The sequence below is a fragment of the Massilia sp. BGA-UO-ETr-WB1 genome, assembly GCF_059567845.1.
Map to the genome: position 1 here is coordinate 831,117 of NZ_JCAQOT010000024.1, position 24,674 is coordinate 855,790.

Annotated in this window: 22 protein-coding genes; 16 read left to right on the plus strand and 6 right to left on the minus strand. The window is 65.3% G+C overall.

Annotated elements, in window-relative coordinates; all coding sequences use genetic code 11:
- Positions 1–33: 33 nt before the first annotated feature.
- From AC56DV_RS16930 to AC56DV_RS16940, 3 genes are all read left to right on the plus strand, one after another.
- Positions 34–2,100, plus strand: a complete 2,067-nt coding sequence (locus AC56DV_RS16930) for an NYN domain-containing protein (RefSeq protein ID WP_496315405.1) — start codon at positions 34–36, stop codon at positions 2,098–2,100.
- A gap of 184 nt (positions 2,101–2,284) precedes the next feature.
- Positions 2,285–3,136 (plus strand): MOSC domain-containing protein, encoded by an 852-nt coding sequence (locus tag AC56DV_RS16935; protein WP_496315406.1) that lies wholly within the window; start codon positions 2,285–2,287, stop codon positions 3,134–3,136.
- 2 nt (positions 3,137–3,138) lie between these two features.
- A complete protein-coding gene (locus tag AC56DV_RS16940) occupies positions 3,139–4,278 on the plus strand; it encodes a GGDEF domain-containing protein (RefSeq protein ID WP_496315407.1) in 1,140 nt (379 codons plus the stop codon).
- A gap of 103 nt (positions 4,279–4,381) precedes the next feature.
- Here AC56DV_RS16940 and AC56DV_RS16945 read toward each other — a convergent pair whose 3' ends face one another.
- On the minus strand, positions 4,382–6,358 hold the full coding sequence (locus AC56DV_RS16945) for a monovalent cation:proton antiporter family protein (RefSeq protein ID WP_496315408.1): 1,977 nt from the start codon (positions 6,356–6,358) through the stop codon (positions 4,382–4,384).
- Between the two features lie 109 nt (positions 6,359–6,467).
- On the opposite strand from AC56DV_RS16945, the gene AC56DV_RS16950 reads away from it, so the two are divergent.
- The 8 genes from AC56DV_RS16950 to AC56DV_RS16985 all read left to right on the plus strand — a co-directional run bounded on the left by AC56DV_RS16950 (position 6,468) and on the right by AC56DV_RS16985 (position 13,119).
- Positions 6,468–7,466 carry a KpsF/GutQ family sugar-phosphate isomerase gene (locus AC56DV_RS16950; RefSeq protein ID WP_496315409.1) on the plus strand — a complete coding sequence of 333 codons (999 nt, stop codon included), beginning with the start codon at positions 6,468–6,470 and terminating at the stop codon, positions 7,464–7,466.
- A complete protein-coding gene (locus tag AC56DV_RS16955; protein ID WP_496315410.1) occupies positions 7,466–8,005 on the plus strand; it encodes a KdsC family phosphatase in 540 nt (179 codons plus the stop codon). Before AC56DV_RS16950 ends, AC56DV_RS16955 begins: the two co-directional genes overlap by 1 nt.
- A gap of 79 nt (positions 8,006–8,084) precedes the next feature.
- On the plus strand, positions 8,085–8,642 hold the full coding sequence (gene lptC / locus AC56DV_RS16960) for an LPS export ABC transporter periplasmic protein LptC (RefSeq protein WP_496315411.1): 558 nt from the start codon (positions 8,085–8,087) through the stop codon (positions 8,640–8,642).
- Positions 8,643–8,654: 12 nt separating this feature from the next.
- Positions 8,655–9,227, plus strand: coding sequence for a lipopolysaccharide transport periplasmic protein LptA (lptA, locus tag AC56DV_RS16965; protein WP_496315412.1), 573 nt, complete (start codon positions 8,655–8,657; stop codon positions 9,225–9,227).
- 2 nt (positions 9,228–9,229) lie between these two features.
- Complete coding sequence (lptB, locus tag AC56DV_RS16970) at positions 9,230–10,018, plus strand: LPS export ABC transporter ATP-binding protein (protein WP_496315413.1); 789 nt, start codon at positions 9,230–9,232, stop codon at positions 10,016–10,018.
- Between the two features lie 15 nt (positions 10,019–10,033).
- Positions 10,034–11,524: an RNA polymerase factor sigma-54 gene (locus tag AC56DV_RS16975; RefSeq protein ID WP_496315414.1), complete on the plus strand. Its 1,491-nt coding sequence runs from the start codon at positions 10,034–10,036 to the stop codon at positions 11,522–11,524.
- A 69-nt stretch (positions 11,525–11,593) separates the two neighbouring features.
- Positions 11,594–11,950, plus strand: coding sequence for a ribosome hibernation-promoting factor, HPF/YfiA family (gene hpf / locus AC56DV_RS16980; protein ID WP_057158288.1), 357 nt, complete (start codon positions 11,594–11,596; stop codon positions 11,948–11,950).
- 92 nt (positions 11,951–12,042) lie between these two features.
- Positions 12,043–13,119, plus strand: a complete 1,077-nt coding sequence (locus AC56DV_RS16985) for an enoyl-CoA hydratase/isomerase family protein (RefSeq protein ID WP_496315415.1) — start codon at positions 12,043–12,045, stop codon at positions 13,117–13,119.
- Positions 13,120–13,123: 4 nt separating this feature from the next.
- On the opposite strand, the gene rapZ is transcribed toward AC56DV_RS16985, so the two are convergent.
- From rapZ to queF, 4 genes are all read right to left on the minus strand, one after another.
- Positions 13,124–13,987: an RNase adapter RapZ gene (rapZ, locus tag AC56DV_RS16990; RefSeq protein WP_496315416.1), complete on the minus strand. Its 864-nt coding sequence runs from the start codon at positions 13,985–13,987 to the stop codon at positions 13,124–13,126.
- Positions 13,988–14,177: 190 nt separating this feature from the next.
- Positions 14,178–15,113, minus strand: a complete 936-nt coding sequence (gene hprK / locus AC56DV_RS16995; protein ID WP_056404135.1) for an HPr(Ser) kinase/phosphatase — start codon at positions 15,111–15,113, stop codon at positions 14,178–14,180.
- Between the two features lie 44 nt (positions 15,114–15,157).
- Positions 15,158–15,640, minus strand: a complete 483-nt coding sequence (locus AC56DV_RS17000) for a PTS sugar transporter subunit IIA (protein ID WP_496315417.1) — start codon at positions 15,638–15,640, stop codon at positions 15,158–15,160.
- A 353-nt stretch (positions 15,641–15,993) separates the two neighbouring features.
- Entirely contained in the window at positions 15,994–16,827 is an 834-nt protein-coding gene (gene queF / locus AC56DV_RS17005; RefSeq protein WP_496315641.1) for an NADPH-dependent 7-cyano-7-deazaguanine reductase QueF, read from the minus strand.
- 215 nt (positions 16,828–17,042) lie between these two features.
- Here queF and AC56DV_RS17010 point away from each other — a divergent pair, with 215 nt between their 5' ends.
- Positions 17,043–17,372 carry a hypothetical protein gene (locus tag AC56DV_RS17010; protein ID WP_496315418.1) on the plus strand — a complete coding sequence of 110 codons (330 nt, stop codon included), beginning with the start codon at positions 17,043–17,045 and terminating at the stop codon, positions 17,370–17,372.
- 10 nt (positions 17,373–17,382) lie between these two features.
- Here AC56DV_RS17010 and ilvA read toward each other — a convergent pair whose 3' ends face one another.
- Entirely contained in the window at positions 17,383–18,918 is a 1,536-nt protein-coding gene (ilvA, locus tag AC56DV_RS17015) for a threonine ammonia-lyase, biosynthetic (protein ID WP_496315642.1), read from the minus strand.
- 148 nt (positions 18,919–19,066) lie between these two features.
- Here ilvA and AC56DV_RS17020 point away from each other — a divergent pair, with 148 nt between their 5' ends.
- The 4 genes from AC56DV_RS17020 to AC56DV_RS17035 all read left to right on the plus strand — a co-directional run bounded on the left by AC56DV_RS17020 (position 19,067) and on the right by AC56DV_RS17035 (position 24,609).
- Entirely contained in the window at positions 19,067–19,561 is a 495-nt protein-coding gene (locus tag AC56DV_RS17020; protein ID WP_496315419.1) for a YqaA family protein, read from the plus strand.
- Positions 19,562–19,766: 205 nt separating this feature from the next.
- Positions 19,767–23,771, plus strand: coding sequence for a DUF3683 domain-containing protein (locus AC56DV_RS17025; protein ID WP_496315420.1), 4,005 nt, complete (start codon positions 19,767–19,769; stop codon positions 23,769–23,771).
- Positions 23,768–24,196, plus strand: a complete 429-nt coding sequence (locus AC56DV_RS17030) for an HIT family protein (protein ID WP_496315421.1) — start codon at positions 23,768–23,770, stop codon at positions 24,194–24,196. The genes AC56DV_RS17025 and AC56DV_RS17030 overlap by 4 nt, the downstream gene beginning before the upstream one ends.
- Positions 24,193–24,609, plus strand: a complete 417-nt coding sequence (locus AC56DV_RS17035) for a gamma-butyrobetaine hydroxylase family protein (protein WP_496315422.1) — start codon at positions 24,193–24,195, stop codon at positions 24,607–24,609. Before AC56DV_RS17030 ends, AC56DV_RS17035 begins: the two co-directional genes overlap by 4 nt.
- Positions 24,610–24,674: the final 65 nt, after the last annotated feature.

The window sequence follows — 24,674 nt, forward strand, 5'->3', positions numbered from 1 at the left end:
TTAGCTTCTCCTCACCACAGAAAACGAAATCTCATGGCTTCATCCAACGATAACGTCAGCATGGCGCTGTTCTGCGACTTCGAAAACGTCGCCCTCGGCGTGCGCGACGCCAATTACGAAAAATTCGACATCAAGCCCGTGCTGGAGCGTTTATTGCTCAAGGGCAGCATCGTAGTCAAAAAGGCGTATTGCGACTGGGACCGCTACAAGGGTTTCAAAGCGCCTATGCATGAAGCCAATTTCGAGCTGATCGAAATTCCGCACGTGCGCCAGTCGGGCAAGAATTCGGCCGACATCCGCATGGTGGTGGACGCGCTGGACCTGTGCTACACCAAGTCCCACGTTAACACTTTCGTCATCATTTCCGGCGACTCGGACTTCTCGCCGCTGGTCTCCAAGCTGCGCGAGAACAACAAGAAAGTGATCGGCGTGGGCGTCAAGCAGTCGACTTCCGACCTGCTGGTGGCCAACTGCGACGAGTTCATCTTCTATGACGACCTGGTGCGCGAGATCCGCCGCGCCGCCGCCAAGCGCGACACGCGCGAAGGCCAGCCTGCCGTCAAGCGCACGCCGGAAGAAGAAAAAGGCCGCCGCGAGGAAATGGACAAGCGCCGCCGCGAAGCGGTCGACATGGCGGTCGAGACCTTCGACGCGCTGGTGTCCGAACGTGGCGATTCCGGCAAGATCTGGGCCTCCGTGCTGAAAGAGGCGATCAAGCGCCGCAAGCCGGACTTCAGCGAGTCCTATTATGGTTTCCGCACTTTCGGCAACCTGCTGGAGGAAGCCAAGGCGCGCGGCCTGCTGGAATTCGGCCGCGACGAGAAATCCGGTGCTTATGTATACCGCAGCAGCGGTGCGGCAGGCGAGCAGGGTGCCGGTGAAGGTTCGGGCAACGCGTCCGCGCCGGTGCAGCACGAGGCATCCGAGGGCGGCCGCCATGAAGGCCGGCGCGGCCGTGGCCGTGGCCGCAACCGCGGCGGCGAACGCCACGCGGCCAGCGAGCCGGTCTCCGAGGACGTGTCCGCCGAGCTGCAACTGGCGCAGGACGAGAACGCCTACGCCGAAGCGGAAGCCGTGCATGCGGCCGACGCCGCCGCCTACGCGCGCCAGCCGCAGGCTGTCGAGCAGGGCAGCGAGCAGGGCATCGACCAGGATGCGCAGCAAGACCGCGAACAGGACGCCCCTGTGCTCAGCAGCAGCGAGCAGGACGACCTGGACGAGGAAGAGCGCGCGCTGGACGCGGCTGCCGCAGCCATCGCCAACGCAGCCGGCGGCAATCAGCGCCAGCTCGGCCGCGACGGCCAGCCCAAGCGCAGTTCGGCCAAAATGCCGGCCCGCCAGGCGAAAGCGCAGCAGAAGGCCGCCCAGTCGGGCGCGGCCGGTGATGTGTGGGCCAAGGGCAAGGGCCGTGGCAAGCCGGCGCAGGGCGGCGGGCAGCGCGGCAAAGCGGGCCAGCCGGCAGCGCAAGCGTCTGCACAGTCGTCGGCGCAGCATTTCGCGCAGGCGGGCGGACAGCCCGGCGGCCAGCATGCGGCTCAGCACGCGGGCCAGGCAGCAGTCCAGGCGAGCCAGGTTGAGGTGCCAGCCGCCGTGCTGCCGGCCGATCACGCCGCAGTGACGGCCACCCCGCCGGCAGCGCAGCCCGCCGATCACGCTGCAGCGCAGCCGGCCGGCCGCACAGGTGGACGTTCGGGCAGCCGCCAGCCCGGCGGCCGCCAGCAAGCCGGCCGCCAGCCGGAAGCGCCGCAGACTGCCGATGCAGCCGATGCAGTGGTTGCGCCGGTAGCGGACAGCGCCGCCGAAGCGGATCAAGCGGCCAAGCCGGCCGCCAAGGGCCGCAGCCGCCCTGCAGCCAAGGGCCGCGCCAAGGCCAGCGAAGCGCGCATCACCGCAGCCGCTGCGGAAGCCGCCGCTGCCACCGAAGCGCCAGCTGCGGCTGAGGCTGTGGCCGAAGCGGCGGCCGACAAGCCAGCCAAGCCGGGCCGGGCCGCCGCAGCGCGCGCCAGGGCAGCCAAGCCGGTTGTCGTCAACGCCGACGCGGAAGGCGGCGAACAGCCCGCCCGCAAGCCCGCCGCCCGCCGTCCGCGCAAGGCGGAATAAGCAGCGCCTTGCCATCTCCCCCTCGGCGCGGGGGAGGGCTGCCCGCGCAAGGATCCTTGGCCGCATCTTGCCGATCAGGCAATGCTGCGGCCATCCCCGATTTACTGCCGGGCGCTTTGCTGCCATACTGCCAACTTGAATAACATTTTGGCAGTGGCCGTCCGCGCTGCCTGCGGCGGTCAGCATGGCTATCCTCTCCGAAATCAACCTCTACCCGATCAAATCCTGCGCCGGCATGCCGTTGCGCTCGGCCACCCTGACCAGCGCCGGCCTGATGAAGGAGCAGATTTACGACCGCGAGTGGATGGTGGTGGACCAAGCCGGCCTGGCGCTGACCCAGCGCGAGCATCCGCGCATGGCGCTGATCGTGCCGCGCCTGAAGGCCGACACGCTGGAACTGCGCGCCCCCGGCATGCTGCGCCTGGAAATCGAACTGGGCCTGCCCGACCCGGAACTGGCCCCCAGGCGCACCGTGCAGGTGTGGGACGACCAGGTGCTGGCCTACGACTGCGACGCCACCACCGCCGCCTGGTTCACCAACTTCCTCGGCCTGCCGTGCCGCCTGGTGCGCTTCCACGCCAACGCCACCCGCGCCGTGTCGCAGAAATGGACCAACGGCGTGGCCGCCACCACCATGTTCTCCGACGGCTACCCAATGCTGGTGGCGGGCAGCGCGTCGCTGGCCGACCTGAATGACAAGCTGGTCCGGGCCGGCCGCCAGGCCATCCCGATGAACCGCTTCCGCCCCAATCTGGTGCTGGACGGCATCGAAGCCTTCGAGGAAGACTACGCCGAGGACTTCCGCGTCGGCGCCGCCGTGCTGAAGCCGGTGAAACCCTGCCCGCGCTGCCCCATGCCCTCGATCGACCAGGCCACCGGCGAGTTCGGTCCCGATCCGCTCGACATCATGGCCGGCTACCGCGCCAAGCCCGAAGTGGACGGCGCGCTGTGCTTCGGCATGAACAGCATCCTGATCGAAGGCGACGGCCAGGAACTGCGCGTGGGCCAGGAAGTCGACGTCAACCTGGCCTTCTAGCCATGACCCACAAACAGCCCCCGGCGAGCGACCTGGTTGCGGAAAACCAGGCGCTGCGCACGCGCATGGCGTATTTGCTGGAGCAGGCCGAGCGCAACCACAACATCATGATGCGGCACCAGGCCTTCGACCTGGAAATCGTCAGCGCCTCCACCTTCCCCGAGCTGGTGGGCACCATTTTCCGCACGCTGCCCATCATTTCCGAACTGGAGGCGGTGACGCTGACCTTGATCGACGAGGGCGGCGACATCCGCACCGTGATGGCCAAGCTGGGCGTCAATTTCGCCGAGTTCCCGGACCTGCTGTTCGTCGAGGAAGTGGACGGCCTGGGCTTCGACCTGGGGCGCCGCAACGCCTATTCGCCCGTCCCCCGGCCGCTGCTGGGCATGTACGACGCCTTCAAGCACGGCCACGCCTTCCCGCGCCCGCCGGACGGACTGCAAAGCGTGGCCCTGGTGCCGCTGCTGCGCAACAAGCGCATCATCGGCAGCCTGAACCTGGGCAGCGTGGACCCGACCCGCTTCACGCCCAGCCTGGGCACCGACTTCATCGAGCACATGGCCTCCATCATCGCCATCTGCCTGGAGAACGTGATCTCCAACGAGATGCTCAAGTACATCGGCCTGACCGACTCGCTGACGGGCGTGTACAACCGGCGCTATATGGACCGGCGCCTGCTGGAGGAAATTTCGCGCGCGCGGCGGCAGGCCTACGACATTTCCTTCATGTACATCGACATAGACCACTTCAAGCGCGTCAACGACACCGTGGGCCACCAGGGCGGCGACGAAGTGCTGCGCGAAGTGGCGCAGCGCATCAAGGCCGAACTGCGGCTGTCGGACGCGCTGGCGCGCTTCGGCGGGGAGGAATTCGTGGTGCTGCTGATTAATGCCGACCTGGACAGCGCCGCCTTCGTGGCCGAGCGCATCCGCGCCGGCATCGCCGCCAGCATGATCGACGTGTCGCCCAGCGTGCGGGTGTCGATCACCGCCTCGATCGGCGTGGCCTGCCTGGACCGCAGCGACCCCGGCGTGACCCCGGAAACGGCGGCCATGGAACTGATCGCCCAAGCCGACTCCGCGCTCTACCAGGCCAAGGACAGCGGCCGCAACCGCGTCATCACCTACCGCCCCGGCGCCTGAGCCGCTCCGCCGTCCGGCGCGAGCCGGGCTGAGCCTCATTCGGGGTCAGACCCCGAATGAGGCTCAGCTTGCTTATGGGGCCGGCGATGAGGCCGGCTGTATGTCAGGCGAGCAGTTGGTGTTCGGCGCGGGCGACGGCGTCGGCGGCGCCGCGCAGCACCACCACGTCGCCGGCTTGCAGCACCGTGCCGGGCGTGGCCTCGAGCCCGCTCTTGCCGCGCCGGATGGTGGCGATCTCGGCGCCGGCCGCTCCAATCTCCACTTCGGCCAGCGTCTTGCCGACGCAGCTGGCGTTGTCGCCCAGCGTGACCGAGTGCAGGCGCAGCATGTCGTCGTCTTCGCCGGCATCGCTGGCGCCGTGGAACCAGCCGCGCAGCGACGCGTAACGCGCTTCGCGCGCGGCCTGCACCCGGTGCACCACGCGCCGCAGCGGCACGCCCAGCATCACCAGCGCGTGCGAGGCCAGCATCAGGCTGCCTTCCATCAGTTCCGGCACCACCTCGGCCGCGCCGGCCGCCTTCAGGCGGTCCAGGTCGGTATCGTCGTGGCTGCGCACGATCACCGGCAGGGCCGGCGCCAGCTCGTGCACCAGGTGCAGCACCCGCAGCGCCGACGCCGTGCTGGCGTAGGTGATCACCACCGCGCTGGCGCGGTAGATGCCGGCCGCGATCAGGCTTTCGCGCCGCCCGGCGTCGCCGTAGGACACGTTGGCGCCGGCCGTCTGCGCCTCCTGCACCCGCTCCGGGTCCAGGTCCAGCGCGTGGTAGGCGATGTCTTCTTCGCTCAGCAAGGTGGCCAGGCTCTGGCCGCTGCGCCCGAAGCCGGCCACGATCACGTGCTTTTGCGTGCTCATGGTGCGTGTGGCGATCTTGGTCAGCGCCAGCGACTGCATCATCCATTCGTTGCTCGACACCTTCATCACCAGCTTGTCCGAATTGGCGATGATGAACGGCGCCAGCAGCATCGACAGCACCATCGACGCCAGCACCACCTGAATGATGAACGGGTCCATCAGCGCCACGCCGCCGGCCAGGTTGAGCAGCACGAAGCCGAACTCGCCGGCCTGCGCCAGCGCCAGCCCGGTGCGCATGGACACGCCGTCGGACGAGCCGAACAGCTTGGCCAGGCCGGCGATCAGGGCGAATTTCAGCAGCACCGGCCCGGCCAGCAGCACCAGCACCAGCCACCAGTTCTCCAGCACCAGGCGCAGGTTGAGCAGCATGCCGACGTTGATGAAGAACAGCCCCAGCAGCACGTCGCGGAAGGGCTTGATGTCTTCCTCCACCTGGTGCTTGTATTCGGTTTCCGAGATCAGCATGCCGGCCACGAAGGCGCCCAGCGCCATCGACAGCCCGGCCTTCTCGGTGATCCAGGCCGCGCCCAGCGTGATCAGCAGCAGGTTCAGCATGAACAGCTCCTGCGAGCGGCGCTTGACCACGATGGCGAACCAGCCGCGCACCAGCTTCTGGCCCACGAACAGCAGCAGCACCAGCACGATGACGGCCTTGCCGCCGGCCCAGGCCAGCGTTTCGAGCAGGTCGTCCGGGTTCTTGGCGAGGGAGGGGATCAGGATCAGCAGCGGCACCACGGCCAGATCCTGGAACAGCAGGATGCCCATGATTTTGCGGCCGTGCTCGCTTTCCAGCTCCAGCCGCTCGGTGATCATCTTCACCACGATGGCGGTGGACGACATGGCCAGCGCGCCGCCCAGCGCGAACGCGGCCTGCCAGCTGATATGGATGCCGGGCAGCTGCCAGGCCAGCAGCCAGCCCAGCAGCATGGTGGCGGCGATGGTGGCCGTCACCTGCGCCATGCCCAGCCCGAACACGATGCCGCGCATGGCCATCAGCTTGGGCAGCGAGAATTCCAGGCCGATGGAGAACATCAGGAACACCACGCCGAACTCGGCCAGGATGTGGCTGGCTTCGCTTTGCGCGGCCAGCCCCAGCGCGTGCGGCCCGATCAGGATGCCCACCGTCAGGTAACCCAGCATGGGCGGCAGGTGCATCATCCGGAACGCCACCACGCCCAGCACGGCGCTGCCCAGCAGCAAGAGGGTCAGTTCAAGCGGTGAAAACATGCGGCGCTTCCATTTAGGGGGCTGATCCCGTTGTTTGTTAGGACTGGCAAGTTTTTTGCTTTCGCAATTCGGCTATACTTCCGGCATGAGTGTAACCGATGGAAATCCCATGCTGAAAGCTTTTGACAACAACACGGCCGAGCGCGCACTGGCGCTGGCCCGAGAAACCCTGCAGATCGAGGCGGACGCGATTACCGCCATGCACGCGCGCCTGGCCACCGACGACAGCGTCGGCAAGGCGGTCGCCCTGTTGCTGAACTGCAAAGGCCGCGTTGTGGTGTCCGGCATCGGCAAATCCGGCCATATCGCGCGCAAGATCGCCGCCACGCTGGCCTCCACCGGCACCCCGGCGCTGTTCGTGCACCCGGCCGAGGCCGCGCACGGCGACCTGGGCATGGTGACGGCGGAAGACGCCTTCATCGCCATCTCCTATTCCGGCGAAAGCTCGGAGCTGATGGCCATCCTGCCGGTGGTCAAGCGCATGGGCAGCACCCTCATTTCCATGACCGGCAAGCCCGGCTCGAGCCTGGCCAAGCTGGCCGACGTGCACCTGGACGTGTCGGTGGCCAAGGAAGCCTGCCCGATGAACCTGGCGCCCACCGCCAGCACCACCGTCACCCTGGCGCTGGGCGACGCGCTGGCCGTGGCGCTGCTGGACCTGCGCGGCTTCAAGGAAGAGGACTTCGCCCGTTCGCACCCGGGCGGCGCGCTGGGCCGCCGCCTGCTGACCCATGTGCGCGACGTGATGCGCAGCGGCGACGCCATCCCGTCCGTGGGCCTGGACACCCGCCTGCCGGACGCGCTGCTGGAAATCACCCAGAAGGGCATGGGCATGACCGCCATCGTCGATGCGGACAACCGCCCGGTGGGCGTGTTCACCGACGGCGACCTGCGCCGCATGATCGAAAAAGTGCAGGACTTCAGCAAGGTCATCATCCGCGATGTGATGCATGCCAATCCGCGCAGCATTTCGCCTGATAAGCTGGCGGTGGACGCGGTGGCCATCATGGAGCAGTTCCGCATCAACCAGATGCTGGTGGTGGACGCGGACGGCAAGCTGGCCGGCGCGCTGCACATCCACGACCTGACGCGCGCCAAGGTGATCTGATGAACAAGGCCTACAATCTGGAAAACGTGGCGCGCGCGGCCAACATCAAGCTGATGATTTTCGACGTGGACGGCGTGCTCACCGACGGCAGCCTGCATTACGGCCCGGACGGCGAAGTGATGAAGACCTTCAACGTGCAGGACGGCCTGGGCATCAAGCTGCTGCAGGAAGCGGGCATCCTGACGGCCATCATCAGCGCGCGCCGTTCGCCGCAGGTGACGGCCCGCGCGCGCGACCTGGGCATCGAGTTCGTGCACCAGGGCGGACACGACAAGCTGACCCCGTTCAACGACCTGCTGGCCAAGACCGGCCTGGCCGCCGAGCAGGTGTGCTTCATCGGCGACGACGTGGTGGACCTGGTGATCCTGAAACGCGTCGGCTTCGCGGTGGGCGTGCCGAACGGCCGCGCCGACGTGCTGAGCCGCGTGCACCACGTGACCGAGGCCGGCGGCGGACGCGGCGCGGTGCGCGAGGTGTGCGAATTCGTGCTGCGCGCCACCGGCAATTACGATAAGGTCATGGCCCAGTTCCTGGTGTGAGCAGACGGGTCCGAGAAGATAAGATAGTGAGACATGCGTAAATATGCGTAAACGAACCGCACACCGCTGGCGCTTGAGCATGACCCTGGTCATCGCGGTCTTTGTCGCCTTCGGCACGTTCTGGCTGCTGCAGCTGCTGAACCGGGGCGAAGAGGACATGCTGGCCGACAAGCGCCTGAACGAGCCCGATTACATCATCGACCAGTTCAGCGTGGTGCGCATGACCAAGGAAGGCAAGCCGAGCTACATCGTGGCCGGCGACAAGCTGGTGCACCGCCCGATCGACGACTCGTCCGAGATCGACAAGCCGCTGGTGCGCAATTTGAGCAGCACCCATCCGCCGATGGACATCACGGCGGAGCGCGCCCGCGTGGACGAGAACAACACGCGCGTGAAGTTGCAGGGCAATGTGAAGATAGACCGCGCGGCGCAGGGCAAGAGCCAGGCGATGCGGATGACGACGCAGGCGCTCACCGTCTACCCGGACGAGGACCGCATGGAAACCGACCAGCCGGTGCAGATCGTGCAGGGCGGCGCCACCGCCACCGGCTCCGGCATGAAGGCGAACAACGCCACGCGCCAGGTTGAACTGCAGGGGCGCGGGCGGATCGTGTATCCGCCGGCGCAAACCAAATAAGTGAATGGACAGATGATGAAAAAACTCCTGATTTCGGCCCTGCTGCTGTGCGCGGCCGGGCTGGTGCAGGCCGAGAAGGCCGACTCCACCAAGCCCACGCTGATCGACTACGACAACGCCGACGTCGACGACGTCAAGCAGGTCAGCACCTTCACCGGCAACGTGGTGCTCACGCGCGGCACGCTGCTGATGAAGGCGGCCAAGGCGGTGGTCACCAAGGACCCGGAAGGCTACCAGTACGTGACGCTGACCAGCACCGGCGGCAAGCCGACCACCTTCCGCCAGAAGCGCGACGGCGAAGGCGACCAGTGGATGGAAGGCGAGGCCGAGCGCATTGAATACGACGGCAAGAACGAGCTGGTCAAGCTGTTCGTGCACGCCAAGGTGCGCCGCCTGGAAGGCAGCAAGCCGAGCGACGAAGTGTCCGGCGAGTTCATTTCCTACGACAGCCGGCGCGAGCAGTTCAGCGTGCGCAACACCGCCAGCGGCGAGGGCAAGCCCGGCGGCGGCCGCGGCACCATGGTGATCCAGCCGTCCACGCCCAAGCCTGCAGCACCGGCGCAGCCACCGGCGGCGGGGAAATAACGATGGCCGACGCAACCCCAAGCACCGCAGGCAACCCAGCCGCGCCAGGCTGCACCAGCACCCTGGTGGTGCGCGGCCTGCAGAAAACCTACGGCAAACGCCAGGTGGTGCATGACGTGTCGCTGCAGGTCGAATGCGGCGAAGTGGTGGGCCTGCTGGGCCCCAACGGCGCCGGCAAGACCACCTCCTTCTACATGATCGTCGGCCTGGTGCCGTCGGACGCGGGCAGCATCGACATCGCCGGCGTGGACGTGTCGAGCATGCCGATCCACCAGCGCGCCACCCTGGGCCTGTCCTACCTGCCGCAGGAGGCGTCGGTGTTCCGCAAGCTGACGGTGGAGGACAACATCCGCGCCGTGCTGGAGATCCAGCGCGTCAACGGCAAGGCCTTGAAGAAGGCCGAGATCGACGAGCGCCTGGACCGCCTGCTGGCCGACCTGCAGATCGAGAAGCTGCGCGAGAACCAGGCGCTGTCGCTGTCGGGCGGCGAGCGCCGCCGGGTGGAGATCGCACGCGCGCTGGCCACCAATCCGCGCTTCGTGCTGCTGGACGAGCCGTTCGCCGGCGTCGATCCGATCGCCGTGATCGAGATCCAGCGCATCGTGCGCTTCCTCAAGGAGCGCGGCATCGGCGTGCTGATCACCGACCACAACGTGCGCGAGACGCTGGGCATCTGCGACCGCGCCTACATCATCAACCAGGGCAGCGTGCTGGCGTCCGGCCGCCCGGACGACATCATCGCCGACGAATCGGTGCGGCGCGTCTACCTCGGCGAACACTTCCGCATGTAATTCGTGAATTAGCCCATGAAACAGTCACTGCAACTCCGCACCTCTCAGCACCTGGCGCTGACGCCGCAACTGCAGCAGTCGATCCGATTGCTGCAGCTGTCCACGCTGGAGCTGCACCAGGAACTGGAACAGCTGCTGGGCGAGAACCCCTTGCTCGAGCGGCTGGACGACCCGCTGGACCGCTCGTTGCGCCTGCTGGGCGACGGCGCCATCAACCAGACCCAGCCTAACGGCGCGGACGCGTCGCCGGCCGAAGTGGGCGCGCCGGCGCAGGACAGCGCGCCGGCCGGCGAGGGCGATCCCTTCGAGGGCGCGGGCGGCGACGGCGACAGCGCCAGCGGCGCCGAGGCCGACACCGACTGGAGCGACGCCGGCCGCAGCAAGGCGCCGGACGACGAGGACTCGCGCCCGCAGCTCGAAGCGAGCCACTGCACCCTGCGCGAGCACCTGATGGAGCAGATGCGCGTGACCGTGCAGCAGCCGCGCGACCGCGTGCTGATGGAACTGATCATCGACGCGCTGGACGAGAACGGCTACCTGGAAGAGCCGCTGGAAGAGATCCACGCGCGCCTGCCGGAAGAGGCGGACGTGGAGCTGGAAGAGCTGCGGACGGCGCTCACGCTGCTGCAAAGTTTCGACCCCATCGGCGTGGGCGCGCGCAGCGCCTCCGAGTGCCTGGCGCTGCAGATCAAGCGCATGCCCGGCGTGCCTTTGGTGACGCGCCGCATGGCCATCTGCATCGTGGAAAAGCACCTGGCCTGGTTCGCGCAGCGCGAATTCAACAAGCTGAAAAAAGCCCTCGACTGCGACGATGAAGACCTGCGCGAAGCGCAGGCGGTGATCCGCCAGTGCAATCCGCATCCGGGCGCCGAGTTCGCCTCCGACGTGTCCGACTACGTGGTGCCGGACGTGATCGTGAAGAAGGCGCGCAACGGCTGGCAGGTCACCTTGAACAACGACGTGATGCCGCGCCTGCGCGTGAACGCGCTGTACGCCAACATGCTCAAGCAAGGCAAGGGCGAGTCGGCGATGGGCGCGCAGCTGCAGGAAGCCAAGTGGCTGATCAAGAATATGCGCCAGCGTTTCGACACCATCCTGCGCGTGGCGCAAGCGATAGTAGAAAGACAAAAGAACTTTTTCAGCCATGGCGCGGTCGCCATGAGACCCCTTGTGTTGCGTGAAATTGCTGATACACTGGGACTACACGAGAGCACTATTTCTCGCGTAACAACTCAGAAATACATGCTGACTCCGCATGGGATGTTTGAGTTGAAATATTTCTTTGGCAGTCACGTCGCCACCGAAGCAGGAGGAGAAGCATCCTCGACGGCGATACGGGCGCTGATTGTGCAATTGACAGGAGCTGAAGACCCGAAAAATCCTTTATCCGACAGTAAGATTGCGGACATGCTGGGTGAACAGGGCATGGTAATTGCGCGACGGACTGTTGCCAAATATCGCGAAGCCCTGAAAATCCCTCCGGTAAGTCTGCGTAAAGCTTTGTAGTTTTACTTGGGTTCCCCTGCGCTCCAATAACATTCGACAGCGTATGAGCCCTTATCTTTAGGAGTGTGTATGAATCTCACCATCAGTGGACATCATCTCGAAGTGACCCCCGCCATCCGTGAATACGTGCAGAACAAGCTGGAACGGGTCAAGCGCCATTTCGATCAAGTTATTGATATTGCTGTCATCCTGACTGTAGATAACCTCACCGAGAAAGACAAAAGGCAAAAGGCCGAAATCAATCTGCGCATGTCCGGCAAGACCGTGTACGTGGAAAGCCTGTCGCAAGACCTGTATGCTGCCATCGATACGCTGATCGACAAACTGGACCGCCAAGTCATGAAGTACAAAGCCAAAGTGCAGGAGCATGGCCACGACGCCATCAAGCATCTGCCGGACACGTACGAACCTGCCCCGACCGCGTAAAGGTCAGCGGCACTCCCAACAAAGGGCGCATCTGGCGCCCTTTTTTGCGCCCGCGCTAAAATGGTGCTCTAACAATTCCAGAGACATCCAGCATGAGCGAGCACGTCCTTACCCAGGTTGCCAACGGCACCGGCTTCATCACCCTCGACCGCCCCAAGGCGCTCAATTCCCTTTCCCTGGCCATGGTGCGCAGCCTGACGGCCGCGCTGCTGGCCTGGCGCGACGACAGTGCCGTGGCCGCCGTGGTGATACGCAGCAGCAGCGAGAAAGCCCTGTGCGCCGGCGGCGACATCCGCTTCTTCCACCAGGTGGGCAACGCCACGCCGCAGGGCGGCAGCGCGCTGCTGGAGGACTTCTTCACCGAGGAGTACGCGCTCAACCACCTGATCCACTATTACCCTAAACCGTATATCGCATTAATGGACGGCGTGGTGATGGGCGGCGGCATGGGCATCGCGCAGGGCGGCCCCGGCTGCGGCGTGCGCATCGTCACGGACCGCACGAAAATGGCCATGCCGGAAGTGAACATCGGCTTGTTCCCGGACGTGGGCGGCAGCCATTTCCTGTCGCACGCGCCGGGCAGCCTGGGGCGCTACCTGGGCCTGACCGGGCTGACCGTGGGCGCGGCGGATGCGCTCTACGTGGGCCTGGCGGACCATTACGTGCCGGCCGATGCGTGGGACGCGCTGCGCGGCCTGCTGGAGGCGGCGCCGGGCGCCGGGCTGCGCGACGCCATCGCAGCCTTCGCCGCGCCGTTCCAGGCCGGCAAAGGCGTGCTGGAGGCCGAGCGCGCCGCGATTGAGCGCCACTTCGCGGCGGACAGCGTGGCGGCCATCATGGCCTCGCTGGCGGCGGACGAAGGCGCGTTCGCGCAGGCGGCGCTGAAGGCCATGCAAAGCCGCTCGCCGCTGATGATGTGCGTGACCCTGGAGCTGCTGAACCGCGGCGCCGCGCTGGACGTGGCGGACTGCCTGCGCATGGAACGCAACCTGGTGCGCCGCAATTTCGAACATGGCGAAGTGCTGGAAGGCGTGCGCGCGCTGGTGATCGACAAGGACAACGCGCCCAAGTGGTCGCCAGCGGCGCTGGAGGAGGTGACGCCGGAGATGGTGGCCGCGTTCTTCGCGCCGCCGTGGCCGGCGCACGCGCATCCGCTGCGCCACCTTTAAAACGTCAGGACTGCTCGCGGTGGCGCAGCACCACCTGCTCGGTCGGGTGGAAATGCCGCGCCAGGCGTTCGGCCATGTACACCGAGCGGTGCTGGCCGCCGGTGCAGCCCACCGCCACCGTCAGGTAGCTGCGGTTGTCGGTCTTGAACGACGGCAGCCACTTGGCCACGAAATCGCGGATGTCCTTGAACATTTCGTCCGCGCTGGGCTGGGCGTCGAGGAAGGCGATCACCGGCGCGTCGCGGCCCGTCATCGGGCGCAGGGCCAGGTCGTAATAGGGGTTGGGAATCGCGCGCACGTCGAACACGAAGTCAGCGTCCAGCGGCACGCCCACCTTGAAGGCAAACGATTCGAAGAACAGCGTCAGCGGCGCGTTCTCGCTTTGCACCAGGTCCTTGATCCAGGCGCGCAGCTTGTTGGCGCTCAGTTCCGAGGTGTCGATGACGTGGCCCAGCTGCTCGATGGCCGACAGGCGCTCGCGCTCTTCGGAGATGCATTCGATCAGCGTGCGGCGCGCGGCCGGATTCTGGCCCGGCTTCAGTTCGTGCGACAGCGGGTGGCTGCGGCGCGTTTCCGAGAAGCGCGCCACCAGCGAATGGGTGTTCGCCGTCAGGTACATGATCTTGACGTCGTGGCCTTGCCCGCGCAGCGCCTGCACGGCGTCCGGCAGGTTGGCCAGCGACTCGGCGCTGCGCGCGTCGACCGCCACGGCCAGCGCCTGCGTGCCTTCGTCGGTCAGCTGCGACACCAGTTGCGACAGCAAGGCCGGCGGCAGATTGTCCACGCAATAATAGCCCGTGTCCTCAAGGACATTGAGGGCGACGGATTTTCCAGAGCCGGATATACCGGTAATGAGCACGATACGCATAGCTAAAGATAATACATCAAGACTACGCGATAGGTGCGTTAGCGAACAAATCGCGGCGCGATAGGCACTTGATCGCCGCTCATCGCCTGCCGCTGGTGTAGCAGGGAATTCGTGGAGCGCAGCTCCGCGCCTGCGGAACGGGCGCGCCTTGCAAGGCGCGGCTCCTCGGCAACGTTGGCCGTGGGCGGGGCTAGTCCCCGCTCATGGCCTGCCGTTGCCGTTCCATGAATTCCTGGAGGGTATCGATGCCGCGCAGTTGCAGGATGGTGTTGCGCACGGCGGCTTCCAGCAGCACCGCGATGTTGCGGCCGGCCGCCACCGGGATCACCACTTTGCGGATCGGCAGGCCCAGCACGTCCTCGGTGGGGAACTGGAACGGCAGGCGTTCCACTTCCTCCTCCAGCGCCGAACGCCGCACCAGGTGCACGATCAGTTTCAGGCGCATCTTGCGCCGCACCGCCGTCTCGCCGAAGATGGCCTTGATGTCCAGCAGCCCCAGTCCGCGCACTTCCAGCAGGTTTTGCAGCAGGGCTGGACAGCGGCCTTCGATCATATTGGGCGCAATGCGCGCGAACTCCACCGCATCGTCGGCCACCAGGCCGTGCGAGCGCGAAATCAGCTCCAGGCCAAGTTCCGACTTGCCCAGGCCCGAATCGCCGGTAATCAGCACGCCCACGCCCAGCACGTCCATGAACACGCCGTGCATGATGATGCGCTGCGCCAGCTTCTTCGACAGGTACACGCGCAGGAAGTCGATCACCTGCGCCGCCGGGAGCGGCGTGGAAAACAGCGGAATGTTCTTTTCGTCGCAGATAGCGAGGATATCGGGGGGCGTTTCCAGGCCTTGCGCGATGATCAGCGCCGGCGGGCCGCCAGCGATCAGCTCGCTGATGACGTGCGCGCGCGTGAGCGACTTGAGGCGCTGGTAGTAATTGATTTCCTGGTGCCCGAACACCTGGATGCGGCCCGGGTGGATGGTGTTCAAGTGGCCGACCTGGTCGGCCGCCGAGGCCACATCGCCCGAGATCAGGCGCTCGCCGCCGGGGAAACCGGCGAACCAGCCTAGCTGCAACGTTTCACGATTATCGTCGTACAGGCGTTGTATCGTCAGGGGCGTTTGCAGCATGGCTTCTCAGTTCAGGAATGGCAGACGCCCTAGTTTAACCTGCTTTAACCTGCAGCTTGCAAGCTGGGTTGCCAATTCACAATGCGGTTGTACACCGACTGCGGGTCCGGATCGGTGGTCAGCGCGTTGCGGAAGCTGTCGTCCGAGAACATTTCGGCGATCTCCGACAGGATTTCCAGGTGCTGCTGGGTAACGTGGTCCGGGATCAGCAGGAAGAACAGCAGGCTGACCGGCTTGCCGTCCGGCGATTCGAACGGAATCGGCTCGGCCAGGCGCACAAAGGCCGCCAGCGGCGACTTCAGGCTCTTCATGCCCTTGATGCGTCCGTGCGGCACGGCCACGCCGTGGCCCAGGCCGGTGGAGCCCAGGCGCTCGCGCGCGAACAGGTTGTCCGACACGGTGGAGCGGGCGATGCCGCAGTTGTTCTCAAAAATCAGGCCGGCTTGCTCGAAAGCGCGCTTCTTGCTGGAAACTTCCAGATCGAGCTGGACGTTTTCGAGGGATAGGATTTTGCTCAGGTTGTTCATAACGCGACGTGGAATGGTGCGGCGCACAAATGTGGCTTGCGAGCAGAATTATAGGCTTGTTTTTTTGCCGTGTAACTCGAATTCGCTTGCGCCATGGCTGGCTCCGCAATCCGCCGCAGTCCGCTTGGGGCAGGCCGTAGCGTTGTTAAATAAGCACTGGCAGGGATATTAGCTATTTCCGCGTCGAATACAAGACAAATGCCAGTTTTTTGTCAGGGACTACGCAGATTCACCGATTTTTGAATGTCTTTTTGCCGCATCGGCTGCAGCTTTGAAAACCGCAACCTTTATTGATTCATTGTAAGACAAATCCGCCCCGCGTGTAACGCAATTCGACAGGCGATCCGCAGACCTTACTGCCGGGCATTGCGCAGGTTGGACGGCTTGATGCCGGTGCTGTAGTTGGCGCGCCAGGGGTTGATGTCCAGGCCGCCCCGCCGCGTATACCGAGCATATACGGCCAACTGGGTCGGTTTGCAATGGCGCAGGATGTCGGTAAAGATGCGTTCCACGCATTGCTCGTGGAATTCGTTGTGCTCGCGGAAACCGATCAGGTAGCGCAGCAGGCTTTCCTGGTCGATTTGCGGGCCGGCATAGCTGATCTGCACGCTGCCCCAGTCCGGCTGGCCGGTCACCAGGCAGTTCGACTTGAGCAGGTGGGAAATGAACACTTCCTCCACGGGCAGGTCGTCGAAGTTAGCTTTCAGCACTTCCGGCTGCGGCGCGTAGTTGTCCACGTCGATGTCCAGGCGGTCCAGCAGCAAGCCCTGCAGCTCGCCCATTTCCACCTTGGAAAAATCTTCCTGCAAGGTAATGACGACGTGCACGCTGGCGCCGGCGGCGGCCGACAGGTCCTGCACCATCAGCGAGCGCAGCGCTTCCTCGTTGGCCAATCGGGTCTGGTTGAAGGAATTCAGGTACAGCTTGAACGACTTCGATTCGATGATGTTGGGCGAATCGGCCGGGAAGGTGATCTTGGCCACCGCCACCTGCGGCTTGCCGCGCATGTTCAGCCACGACAGCTCGTAGGCGTTCCAGATATCCACGCCGAAGAAGGGCAGCGTGCCCTGCAGGCCCAGCTCGTCGCGCTTGCCCTGGCGCGGAATCGGAAACAGCAGCTCCGGCGCGTAATCGGTGCGGTAAGCGGAGTTTTTGCCCAGCGGGGACAGGTCGGCGGTATTGGTCATGATGATGGCGAATTTGATGGTGAAGCGGAGAGCGAAGGGTGCATGGTAGCGCAAATGCGGCGCGGCGGCAGCGGTGCGCGGCGATGGCGGGTATGGCATTGCGCCTTCACCGGCGCTGGGCGGCGTCCTACAGCGCGCAATCGGGGCGTCCTATGGGCGGGCGCGGCAGGGCGGCTTACAGTCATGGCCAACAACACCAACTACAGGAGCACGCCATGAAACATAAAATCAACGCACTGATCTGCGCCTCTGCCATCGGGGCGTTTGCTGTCGTCGGCTGCAAGGACCGCGAGCCGGATATGCCGTCGCCCACCGTGGCGGCGGATGCGCGCGTGGCTCCCGCCACGCCGGTGCCGCCGCCCGTGTCGTCCGCGCTGCCGGGCGCGCCGATGGACGCCAGCGGCGCCTCGGGCACGGCCGGCAGCGCCGGCTCGGGCTCCGAGACCGTGACGGACAAGGCGCCCGAGCAGCCCAGCGGCCAGACCGCCGGCACCGGCAGCGGCAACGCCGGCAACCGGGGCAAGCCGCACAATTACGACCGCTAAGCGGGGCGGGCTAGCCCAGGAACAGCTTGTAGACCGGGTTCTGCGACTCGTCCCAGTAGCGGTAGCCGAGCTTGGCCAGGAACTGGGTGAACTCGTCCATCTCGTCCGGCGGCACCTGCAGGCCGATCAGGATGCGGCCCACGTCGCCGCCTTGCGAGCGGTAGTGGCACAGCGAGATGTTCCAGTTCGGCGCCATCGAATCGAGGAAGCGCATCAGCGCGCCCGGACGCTCGGGGAACTCGAAGCGGTACAGCAGTTCGTCCTTGGCCAGCGCGCTCTTGCCGCCCACCAGGTGGCGCAAGTGCGACTTGGCCAGTTCGTCGTGCGTCAGGTCCAGCGTCTTGAAATCGGCCGCCTCGAAGCTGCGCGCCACCGTGCTGGATTCGCCGCGGTCGGACACCTGCACGCCCACGAACACGTGCGCTTCCTTCTCGTCGCTGATGCGGTAGTTGAACTCGGTCACGTTGCGCGGCCCCACCAGCGCGCAGAAGCGCTTGAAGCTGCCGCGCTGTTCCGGCAGGGTCACCGCGAACACCGCCTCGCGCGACTCGCCCAGCTCGGCGCGCTCGGCCACGAAGCGCAGCCGGTCGAAGTTCATATTGGCGCCGCTGGCGATGGTGATCAGGGTTTCGTTCTTGATCGGGTCGCGGGTCAGCTCGGCGCGTTCCACGTAAGCCTTGGCGCCGGCGATGGCCAGCGCGCCGGACGGCTCCAGGATGCTGCGCGTGTCGGTGAACACGTCCTTGATGGCAGCGCACACCGCGTCCGTGTCGACGATGATGATGTCGTCCACGTACAGCTGCGCCAGGCGGAAGGTTTCCTCGCCCACCAGGCGCACGGCGGTGCCGTCCGCGAACAGGCCGACGTCGGCCAGGGTCACGCGCTCGCCCGCCTTCAGGCTCTTGCCCATGGCGTCCGAGTCGAAGGTGTGCACGCCGATGATCTTGATGTCCGGCCGCACCTGCTTGACGTAGGCCGCCACGCCGGCCAGCAGGCCGCCGCCGCCGATCGGCACGAAGATGGCGTGGATCGGGCCGGCGTGCTGGCGCAGGATCTCCATGCCGATGGTGCCCTGGCCGGCGATCACGTCCGGATCGTCGAAAGGATGGACGAAGGTCAGGTTCTGCTCTTTTTCCAGCGTCAGCGCGTGGTTGTAGGCGTCCGTGTAGGACTCGCCGTGCAGGATCACTTCCACGCCGGGACCGCCGCGCGCGCGCACCGCATCGACCTTGACCTGGGGCGTGGTGGTCGGCATCACGATCACGGCGCGGCAGCCCATCTTGTTGGCCGAGAAGGCCAGGCCCTGCGCGTGGTTGCCGGCCGAGGCGCAGATCACGCCGCGCTTCAGCTGGCCGTCGCTCAGGTGCGCCATCTTGTTGTACGCGCCGCGGATCTTGAAACTGAACACGTCCTGCATGTCTTCGCGCTTGAAATAAATTCGGTTCTGGTAGCGCTGCGACAGGGTCGGCGCCAGCTCAAGCGGCGTTTCGTGGGCCACGTCGTAGACGCGGGCGGTCAGGATTTTCTTCAGGTAGTCGATAGTCATAGTCTGCATGGTTTAGTCTGGGACGGTGCCCTGGTGCGTAGTGCAAGGACATGCTTTTCAACGGCGGGTAACCGGGAAGGGGCGGGCGCTAGACGGCGTACTGTTGTGTAGTACCTCACGCGCCATGCCGGTTCATTATAATGGCAAGATGATTGAATCCACCATCCAGTGGCTGCTGGAGCAGCTGTCCGCACCGGAAGTCGGCCTGACTTCGGTCTTCTTCGTCAGCTTCGTTTCCGCCACCCTGGTGCCCATGGGCTCCGAGCCCATGGTGTTTGCCACCATCAAGGCCAACCCCGAGCTGTTCTGGCCCGCCATCGGCGTGGCCACGCTGGGCAACACGCTGGGCGGCGCGGTCGACTACTGGATCGGCTACCGCGCCAAGGTGGCCTTCGCCAAGGAGCGCGAAAGCCGCTGGTTCCGCTGGCTGGCCCGCTACGGCGCCAAGACCATGCTGCTGTCCTGGGTGCCCGGCATCGGCGATCCGCTGTGCACGCTGGGCGGCTGGCTCAAGCTGCCGTTCTGGCCGGCCATCGGCTACATGGCCATCGGCAAGTGCGCGCGCTACCTCACCATGACCACCTTGTTGCTCTACGTGCCGGACGGCGTCTGGAAAACGATTGCCGCCGCACTGGGCGGATGAATTTGGTTCATGGATCATTTCGCGGAATTTAAATTGGTAAAGTTGCATGAAATGGCAGGAAATTGTTTGAAATCGACCGTTTTTCGAATTTTTATCGGCTGTTTGACGTTCGCGTAACCCCGTGGGAACCTAAGGCTGTTGGGGCGTGGTGCGGCGCAATAAGATAGAATGTCCTTCCTTAGGGTCAGTCCGCAGCACATCAAACATGAACGCCCCAGCACAAATCCAAGCTCTCCTCGCCGAAACGCCAAACGGTCCCGCAGCCACGCGCCTGCGCGAAATCCCTTACAACTACACGTCGTTTTCCGATCGCGAGATCGTCATCCGGCTGCTGGGAGAGGACTCTTGGCGCTTGCTCGACGAGCTGCGCAGCGCGCGCCAGACCGGCCGTTCGGCACGCATGCTGTACGAGGTGCTGGGCGACATCTGGGCCGTGCGCCGCAATCCCTATCTGCAGGACGACCTGCTGGATAACCCGAAACGCCGCCAGGAGCTGATCGACGCGCTGCACCACCGCCTGGCCGAGGTGGACAAGCGCCGCGTGTCCGTGGACGGCGCCGAAACCGACCAGACCCGCAGCCACAACGTGGAAAAGCTGCTGAAGGCGGCCAGCCGGGCAGTGGAGGCGTTCGGCGAGGAATTCCGCCAGACCTACGACCTGCGCAAGCGCACCACCAAGGTGCTGGGCCGCTACACCGAGAAGCACAACATCTGCTTCGACGGCATGAAGCGCATCTCGCACGTGACCGACGCCACCGACTGGCGCGTCGAATACCCGTTCGTGGTGCTCACGCCGGACACCGAAGACGAGATGGCCGGCCTGGTGAAGGGCTGCATCGAACTCGGGCTGACCATCATCCCGCGCGGCGGCGGCACCGGCTACACCGGCGGCGCCATTCCGCTCACGCCGCTGTCGGCCGTCATCAACACGGAAAAGCTGCTCAATCTCGGCAAGGTCGAGATGAAAGTGCTGCCCGGCCTGGACAAGGAATACGCCACCATTTACTCGGGCGCCGGCGTCATCACCAACAAGGTGTCGGAAGCGGCCGAGAAGGCCGGCTTCGTGTTCGCGGTGGACCCGACCTCGGCGCACGCCTCCTGCATCGGCGGCAATATCGCCATGAACGCGGGCGGCAAGAAGGCCGTTCTGTGGGGCACCGCGCTGGACAACCTGGCCTCGTGGAAGATGGTCGACCCGAACGGCGACTGGCTGGAAGTGACGCGCCTGGACCACAACCTGTCCAAGATCCACGACACCCCGCTGGCGCGCTTCAAGCTGGAATGGACCCACCCGAACGCGCGCGGCGAGTCGAAAGGCGAGCCGTTCAAGACCGAGATCCTGGAAATCGCCGGCCGCGTATTCCGCAAGGAAGGCCTGGGCAAGGACGTGACCGACAAATTCCTGGCCGGCCTGCCGGGCATCCAGAAAGAGGGTTGCGACGGCCTGATCACGTCGGCGCGCTGGATCCTGCACAAGATGCCGAAGCACACCCGCACCGTATGCCTGGAGTTCTTCGGCCAGGCGCGCGACGCCATCCCGTCGATCGTTGAAATCAAGGACTACCTGGACGGCCTGCCCGCCACCGGCGAAAAGTTCGCCACCTTGCGCCTGGCCGGCCTGGAGCACCTGGACGAGCGCTACCTGCGCGCGGTGGGCTACGCCACCAAGTCCAAGCGCGGCGTGCTGCCGAAGATGGCGCTGTTCGGCGACATCGTCGGCGACGACGAGGACGCGGTGGCCATCGCCGCCTCCGAAGTGGTGCGCCTGGCCAACACCCGCGTGGGCGAAGGCTTCGTGGCCGTGAGCCCGGAAGCGCGCAAGAAGTTCTGGCTGGACCGCGCCCGCACCGCCGCCATCGCCAAGCACACCAACGCTTTCAAGATCAATGAAGACGTGGTGATTCCGCTGAACCGCATGGGCGAGTACACCGACGGCATCGAGCGCATCAACGTCGAGCTGTCCATCACCAACAAGCTGCAGCTGGCGGACGAGCTGCGCGAGTTCTTCCAAGCGGGCAATCTGCCGGTGGGCAAGAGCGACGACGCCTCGGACGACAAGGTGGGCGACGCCGAAATGCTGGGCGACCGCGCGCAGCAGGCGCTGGCCCTGCTGGACCAGGTGCGGCAGCGCTGGACCTTCACGCAGGACAATCTGGACCAGCCGCTGGCCGCCGTGCGCGAACAACTGCGCGCGCTGGGCCTGGGCGCGCTGGACGCGGCCTTCGACGAGCGCCTGGCGCGCCAGCCGGACGCCGTGCTGTTCGACGTGGTGCAGGACCGCACCGTGCGCATCAGCTGGAAGCAGGAAATCCGCGCCGTGCTGCGCCAGATCTTCAACGGCGCCGCCTTCAAGCTGATCCTGGACGAAGCGGCCGCCATCCACAAGCGCGTGCTGCGCGGCCGCGTGTTCGTGGCGCTGCACATGCACGCCGGCGACGGCAATGTGCACACCAACCTGCCGGTGAACTCGGACCACTACGAGATGCTGCAGCTGGCGCACAAGGCCGTGGCGCGCATCATGAAGCTGGCCCGTTCGCTGAACGGCGTCATCTCGGGCGAGCACGGCATCGGCATCACCAAGCTGGAGTTCCTGACCGAGGACGAAATCGTCAACTTCCGCGAGTACAAGCTGCGGGTGGACCCGGAGGGCCGCTTCAACAAGGGCAAGCTGCTCAACCTGCCGGGCATGGACGCCGACCTGTCCAATGCCTACACGCCGTCGTTCGGCCTGATGGGCCACGAATCGCTGATCATGCAGCAAAGCGATATTGGCGAAATCGCCAACAGCGTCAAGGACTGCCTGCGCTGCGGCAAATGCAAACCCGTTTGCTCTACCCATGTCCCGCGCGCCAACCTGCTGTACTCGCCGCGCGACAAGATCCTGGCGACGTCCTCGCTGATCGAAGCCTTCCTGTACGAAGAGCAGACCCGGCGCGGCATCTCCATCAAGCACTGGGAAGAATTCGAAGACGTGGCCGACCACTGCACGGTATGCCACAAATGCGTCACGCCGTGCCCGGTCAATATCGACTTCGGCGACGTGTCCATGAACATGCGCAACCTGCTGCGCAAGATGGACAAGCGCAGCTTCAATCCGGGCAAGGCGGCCGCCATGTTCTTCCTGAACGCCACCGACCCGACCACCATCAACGCGGTGCGCCAGGGCATGGTGGGCGTGGCCTACAAGGCCCAGCGCCTGGGCAACGACGTGTTGAAGAAGTTCGCCAAGAGCCAGACCAAGGCGCCGCCGCCGACCGTGGGCAAGCCGCCGATCAAGGAACAGGTGATCCACTTCATCAACAAGAAGATGCCGGGCAACCTGCCGAAGAAATCCGCGCGCGCGCTGCTGGACATCGAGGACAACAAGATGATCCCGATCATCCGCGACCCGAAGAAAACCACGGCCGACACCGAAGCCGTGTTCTACTTCCCGGGCTGCGGTTCGGAGCGCCTGTTCTCGCAAGTGGGCCTGGCCACCCAGGCCATGCTGTGGGAAGTGGGCGTGCAGACCGTGCTGCCGCCGGGCTACCTGTGCTGCGGCTACCCGCAGCGCGGCGCGGGCGATTTCGACAAAGCCGACAAGATGGTGACGGACAACCGCGTGCTGTTCCACCGCATGGCCAACACGCTGAACTACCTCGACATCAAGACCGTGGTGGTGTCGTGCGGCACCTGCTACGACCAGCTGGCGTCGTACGAGTTCGAGAAGATCTTCCCCGGCTGCCGCATCATGGACATCCATGAGTACCTGCTGGAAAAGAACGTCAAGCTGGAAAGCGTGACCGGCACCCGCTATATGTACCACGACCCTTGCCACTCGCCGATGAAGATGCAGGACCCGCTGAAAACGGTGAACTCGCTGATCACGACGGTGGACGCCACCAAGATCGAGAAGAACGACCGCTGCTGCGGCGATTCGGGCACCCTGATGGCGGCGCGCCCGGACATCTCGACCCAGGTCCGCTTCCGCAAGGAAGAGGAAATGGTCAAGGGCGCCGACAAGCTGCGCGCCGACGGCTTCACCGGCGAAGTGAAGGTGCTGACCAGCTGCCCGGCCTGCCTGGGCGGCGTGTCGCGCTACAGCGAGGACGCGGGCACCACGGCCGACTACATCGTGGTGGAAATCGCCAAGCACCTGCTGGGCGAGAACTGGATGCCGGACTACGTGGCCAAGGCCAACAACGGCGGCATCGAGCGGGTGCTGGTATGACGTGTGATTTGTGCACGCTGCTGGCCGCGCCGTCCGACGCCCTGATCTGGCGCGACGACAAGCTGAGCGTGGTGCTGGTGAACGAAGCCAACTACCCCGGCTTCGTGCGCGTGGTGTGGAACCGGCACGTGAAGGAAATGACGGACCTGGCGCCGGCAGACCGCACGGCCGTCATGAACGCCGTGTGGCAGGTGGAAGCGGCGGTGCGCGAGGTGATGGCGCCGGCCAAGGTCAACCTGGCCAGCTTCGGCAACATGACGCCGCACGTGCACTGGCACGTGATCCCGCGCTACACCGACGACGTGCACTTCCCGAACCCCACCTGGGGCGAGGCCCGGCGCGCGCCGGATGCAGCGTCGCTGGCCGCGCGTGGCGCGTTGCTGGTACAGTTGCGTGAATCTATCATCGCCAAACTGTCATCATGAAACAGCCCACCGGCCTCACGGTCCACAACAAATCGCGCATCCTCGAAATCAGTTTCGACGACGGCGCCACCTTCAACCTGCCGTTCGAGCTGCTGCGCGTGTATTCGCCGTCGGCCGAAGTGAAGGGCCACGGGGCGGGGCAGGAAGTACTGCAGGTCGGCAAGCGCGAAGTCGGCATCGCCGGCATTGAACCGGTCGGCAACTACGCCGTGCAGCCCACCTTCTCGGACGGCCACAACACCGGCCTGTTCACCTGGGACTACCTGTACAAGCTGGGCGCCGAGCAGGAGCAGCTGTGGCGCGACTACATGGAACGCCTGCACGCCGCCGGCTTCGACGGCGACAGCGGACGCGAATCCGGCGCCGCCTTGCCGTCCGCGCCCAAAGCGCACGGCTGCGGCCACAAGCACTGAAGACGGTTCCCCATCCCTGCCTGGCGCAGGGATTTTTTTGCACGCAGGCTGTCGATATGGCCAAA